The sequence below is a fragment of the Oribacterium sp. FC2011 genome (assembly GCF_000701645.1).
Lineage (GTDB): Bacteria > Bacillota > Clostridia > Lachnospirales > Lachnospiraceae > Oribacterium.
Genome location: NZ_JNJM01000007.1, coordinates 1 through 4,391, shown reverse-complemented (window position 1 = coordinate 4,391; position 4,391 = coordinate 1). Strand labels below are relative to the sequence as shown.

Annotated in this window: 4 protein-coding genes and 1 pseudogene; 2 read left to right on the top strand and 3 right to left on the bottom strand. The window is 41.2% G+C overall.

From position 1 onward, the window contains the following. The first annotated feature begins 315 nt into the window (after positions 1-315). Entirely contained in the window at positions 316-981 is a 666-nt protein-coding gene (locus T357_RS0106885; protein ID WP_031550133.1) for a B3/B4 domain-containing protein, read from the top strand. Between the two features lie 53 nt (positions 982-1,034). Here the strand turns inward: T357_RS0106885 and T357_RS22150 are convergent. The 3 genes and pseudogenes from T357_RS22150 to T357_RS21695 form a co-directional block, all read right to left on the bottom strand. Continuing rightward, positions 1,035-1,229 (bottom strand): annotated as a pseudogene (locus T357_RS22150) (IS256 family transposase); the annotation flags it as partial. A 116-nt stretch (positions 1,230-1,345) separates the two neighbouring features. Next, positions 1,346-2,695, bottom strand: coding sequence for an ATP-binding protein (locus T357_RS0106875; RefSeq protein ID WP_031550130.1), 1,350 nt, complete (start codon positions 2,693-2,695; stop codon positions 1,346-1,348). A gap of 612 nt (positions 2,696-3,307) precedes the next feature. Further along, the gene (locus tag T357_RS21695; RefSeq protein ID WP_330373098.1) at positions 3,308-3,721 is read right to left on the bottom strand and encodes a transposase; all 414 of its coding nucleotides are present in this window, start codon (positions 3,719-3,721) and stop codon (positions 3,308-3,310) included. A 78-nt stretch (positions 3,722-3,799) separates the two neighbouring features. Between T357_RS21695 and T357_RS0106865 the strand changes: the two genes are divergently transcribed. After that, entirely contained in the window at positions 3,800-4,087 is a 288-nt protein-coding gene (locus tag T357_RS0106865; protein ID WP_031550127.1) for a hypothetical protein, read from the top strand. Positions 4,088-4,391 lie beyond the last annotated feature (304 nt).

The window sequence follows — 4,391 nt, the reverse complement described above, 5'->3', positions numbered from 1 at the left end:
TGACGGATAGAAGCAAAAATATCTTCGTACATAAAAACCTCCATGATTAAGTAGTGTTTACAGTGACAACTACCCATCAGGAGGCGCGTTGGCATCATAATTCCGATTGCGGAAGACGCCGTTAAATGCTATTGTTTTCATAGGCAGTGGGGCTTTCCGTATTCAGTTGTTTTGTGTGGTAACTTAACAATACCGAATTACGAAAAGTACTTCCACTGTTTTTTAATTGTCAATAAAGTAAAACTGCGCCACAGCCCTGGCAGGCCATCGCGCAGCGATTTTGTTCAATCGGTATTTGATGAGGAGAGATTACATATGAAATATGATGTGACTATCGATAAGGAATTGTTCAGTGTTTATTTAGAGATCCGGCTTGGACTCTTACGATTCCATGCAGATGTAAAAGTGCCAGATGATCATTTCTGGGATTATATGAATATGGAAGTTCTGCCGCAGGTGAGAAGAAGTATTGAAGGAAAGGAATGGGGCGAGATCCCCGGCATAAAGGGTAGTCGTGCTGCTTATAAAGCTTTTGGCAGAAATCCCGGTCGATATAGGGTTTCATCTGAAGCTTTGATTCGCAGAGTACGACGCGGTGATGAACTGTATCATATCAATTCAGTGGTCGATGTGAATAATCTTATTTCTGTGAAAAGTGGATTGTCTGTCGGATCATATGATCTTGGTCAGGTTCATGGGGGAATCAAACTGCGCAAAGCCGAGCATGGTGAAGGATATACAGGCATTGGCAAGGATTTTATTGACATGGAAAACATGCTTGTATTGGCGGATGATGATGGGATCTTCGGATCTTCTATGTCGGATTCCACACGGGCAATGGTCACAGATTCTGCAACAGACATTCTTGTAGTCATCTATTGTTTTGAGGATGACATTGACCTTGACGCACTGCTTCGTGAAGCAGTAAGTGCATTTGGAAGGTTTGCTGGAGCAGAGGATGTAGAGCATTGGAATGTATAAATTCAAATATGCACGAATAACTTCTATCCTAAATGAGATAGAGGTTTAAATCGTTAATCTGAAAGTCTGCCAGGATACATGATTGAAAGCTCACCGCGAACTCTACCCCAGTTTCTGATTGGCATGGTCCACTTCTTGGTAACCTCAAATGTAGCAAGATAAAAAGCCTTCATCAGCGCCTGAGAGCTAGGAAATACATCTCTTTGCTTGTTCAGTCTGCGATAGCATGAATTCAGACTTCGAAAAGCTGAGGATTGATCCATAAAATGGTATATGATGTCATTCACATTAAATGATTCGGTTGAAGCCACGACCCTAAAGGGTCGTGGCTTCAACCGAATCATTTAATGTGAATAAAAATAGATTACTGATTTCTTTTCCAATTCATCTCATGGAAAATATGTCCTTTTAATCTGAACAGAACATACAAGGGTATGCTCCAAATATGTGTCTCACCATCCATGATATCTCCCACATTTTTAAGAGATGTTTTTACGGCAATCTTTGGTTTATATCTATTGCAGAAAAGATGGAGACTCTTTGCCTTGGTATTATCTGCAGCTTTAACCTCTATAGGGAGAAGAACTCCTTCATAATCCGTCAGAAAATCCAATTCAGCATCTGCCTTGGTTCTCCAGAAATAACTCTGTATTCCCATGCTGCAAAGCTGCACCATGACATAGTTTTCTGTAAGTGCACCTTTAAAGTGAATAAAGGCTGCGTCACCATCGAGTATTGTCCGGTAATTTATATTGGATTTCTTCCTTAAAAGGCCTACGTCAGACATATAAACCTTGAAATATGTATTGTCAGCCATGCCTGACAGAGGTATTTCCGGAGTCGGAACCATGTTCAGTTTATACGCTAATCCGGCATTGACAATCCATTCAAGAGCATCTTCTAAATCCTTTGCCCTTGCCCCGCTTTTTACATGTGAGAATATGAATTTATTATTATCCTTTGCTATCTGAGTAGGAATGGCATCCCATATTAGCTTTATCTTCGTTGCAGTTTCAGGAGTGGTATGTTTTCCAAAATCATTGGCGTAGTCTTTGAGAATCCGGTTCTGTACTTCTTCAACCTCAGCATAGTCATGCGTATCAATCCATGTCTGAACAGCTTCAGGCATTCCACCAACTATATAATAGTTTTTCAAATATTTTTCCAGTGGAACAGTATAAAGCTCCGGAATCTCTCTTTCATAAGGCAGCTTTGATAATCCATCAATATACTTACTTCCACCATCGGCAATAACGAACTCTTCAAAGCTCATGGGGAACATCTCAAGTCTGTCCACCTTACCTACTGGAAAAGATATTCCCTCTTTCCTCAGAGAAACGCCTAAAAGGGATCCTGCAGCTACAATATGAAGGTCGCTCATATTTTCACAGAAATATTTGAGTGACTGTATAGCTCTGGGACAGTCCTGTATCTCGTCAAAGAATACCAATGTTGCTCCGGGAGTGATCTTTTTTCCCCTAACCACACTTCCGAGTTCGTCTATTATTCTGTCAGTATCAAAATCGTAATCAAATACGGACTTTAATCCTTCATTTCCATCAAAATTAAAATAAGCAAGATCTTCAAATTCACTTTCTGCGAAAGCTTTTATCAGAAATGTCTTCCCACATTGACGAACGCCTGTCACAAGCAAAGGTTTTCTGCTCTTTTTATTCTTCCATTTTTTTAGTTCTTCAAACGCCATTCTATCCATAAGAATTGCTCCTTACATCTAATATACCTACAAGCAGATAATAACGTTTTTTGACCGAATATTCAATCAAAAATTGCATTTTTCGACCGAATAACGAAAAGAGAATCACATTAATAGACCGAATCGTGTCGCAAAGGCTGCGCTTTCTCCCAACAGCTTGTTAAAATATATAGTGAAGCCTCACACGACTAAAGTCGCATGCTTCCAAATATGTGAGCAAATAACAGAAAGATGGCGATGCCATTGTTCTCTTATTATTTCACATAACCCCTCTTTAGGAAGGTTGACTGCGTTTCTACCATTCAGCCAAAACTCAGATACTTATGCCGCTAAGGACATAAGCTCCGCATTGAGGTTAATTAATATAGATAACGTGCAGGTGCTTCTCTTACTGCATTGAGGAAATTTTGCCTCAACAAGTAACCTTGAATTCACATCCAAGGATTTTAATATTTCACGTATAAAATATCTTGCTCCTATATTGTAGGATGCAGATAAATCACAGTTGTACGTCTTTCCGTTCTGAAACCTGGAGAGCTCATATGTGCTAAAGCCTCCATCCCTGCCTCGGAGTACATATCCACTGCCGTCATATGCCAGTTTTGATGTTCCCTATGCATTGACATGGCTAATACGCATACCTAGCCTGTGGACTTTATTTGTGACGATGGACTGTACTTCCTGCCTACGCCATAACTTGAGTCTCTGCTTTTTTGAACCACTTGCCTTGCCTTTCCTATCCAGGTGCTTGAATACTATTGTGTCAGCACTATAGAGCACGGCTGTCTCTATAATGAAATTTGCAGTCTTCGTGGCTATGTCATGGTTAATACCCTTGGTTTTAGCCCAGAGACGGGGCATCTTACGGTTGCCGTGTTGCTGTGCCTTCTTGATACGGTTTATGCTGTGTCTCAGATGGTCTGTTTCTCTTTTGAGACTACAGAAGTGTCTCCCGAGAATAGTGCCATCCTGACGCATCACAGAAATCGTAGCGGCTGTGTTAATGCCAAGGTCTACGGCAACAATGGTCTGATCATGTAAGATGTAGTCGAGATAGTAGTAAGTGAAAACAGTGAAGAAGAACGACTTGCTGCGCTAACAGATATGGACTACAACGAGGATATTGCTGCACGTTTCATAGCTGATCAGACCGCATGGCTGACACGTGATGAAGTTGCCGGACCGGATAATATTTCGGATGGTGCAGCCTCTGTAGGACACGAAGTTGAAAGCAGTTATGGCTATTATGTAGTTACTGCCCCTTGGAAAGCCGGAGACCTTGATCTCTGTGGCGGCGCCGGACAGATAAATACCGTTTTCAGTTGGGGAACCTTGTGCGATTCCGGGCTGATATATGACATTGGAGAAGCTGAAATCAAGATAGCAAGTTAAGAAGTTAGATATATAATCGTGAATGATTTATTGAAAATTGAGAGGAATGAAAAGTATTATGATTCCTCAGATTTTAGAAATAGCGTTTGTTGACAAATGCGGTTAATAAAACTATTATTTTAGTTAATTCAAGTTACCAATCTAATAACGCAAAGAGCCGTCCCTTTCTCAAGCAGGGGGCGGCTTTTTGATTGTAGGTCGTGACCACGTGCCGCGCGCTGCTTCAAGTTTTGCCGGCAGCAAAACGATCAAGCGCGTGGCACACAAAACCACCCGCTAAGCGGGTGGGTGTTCAAGTTATACA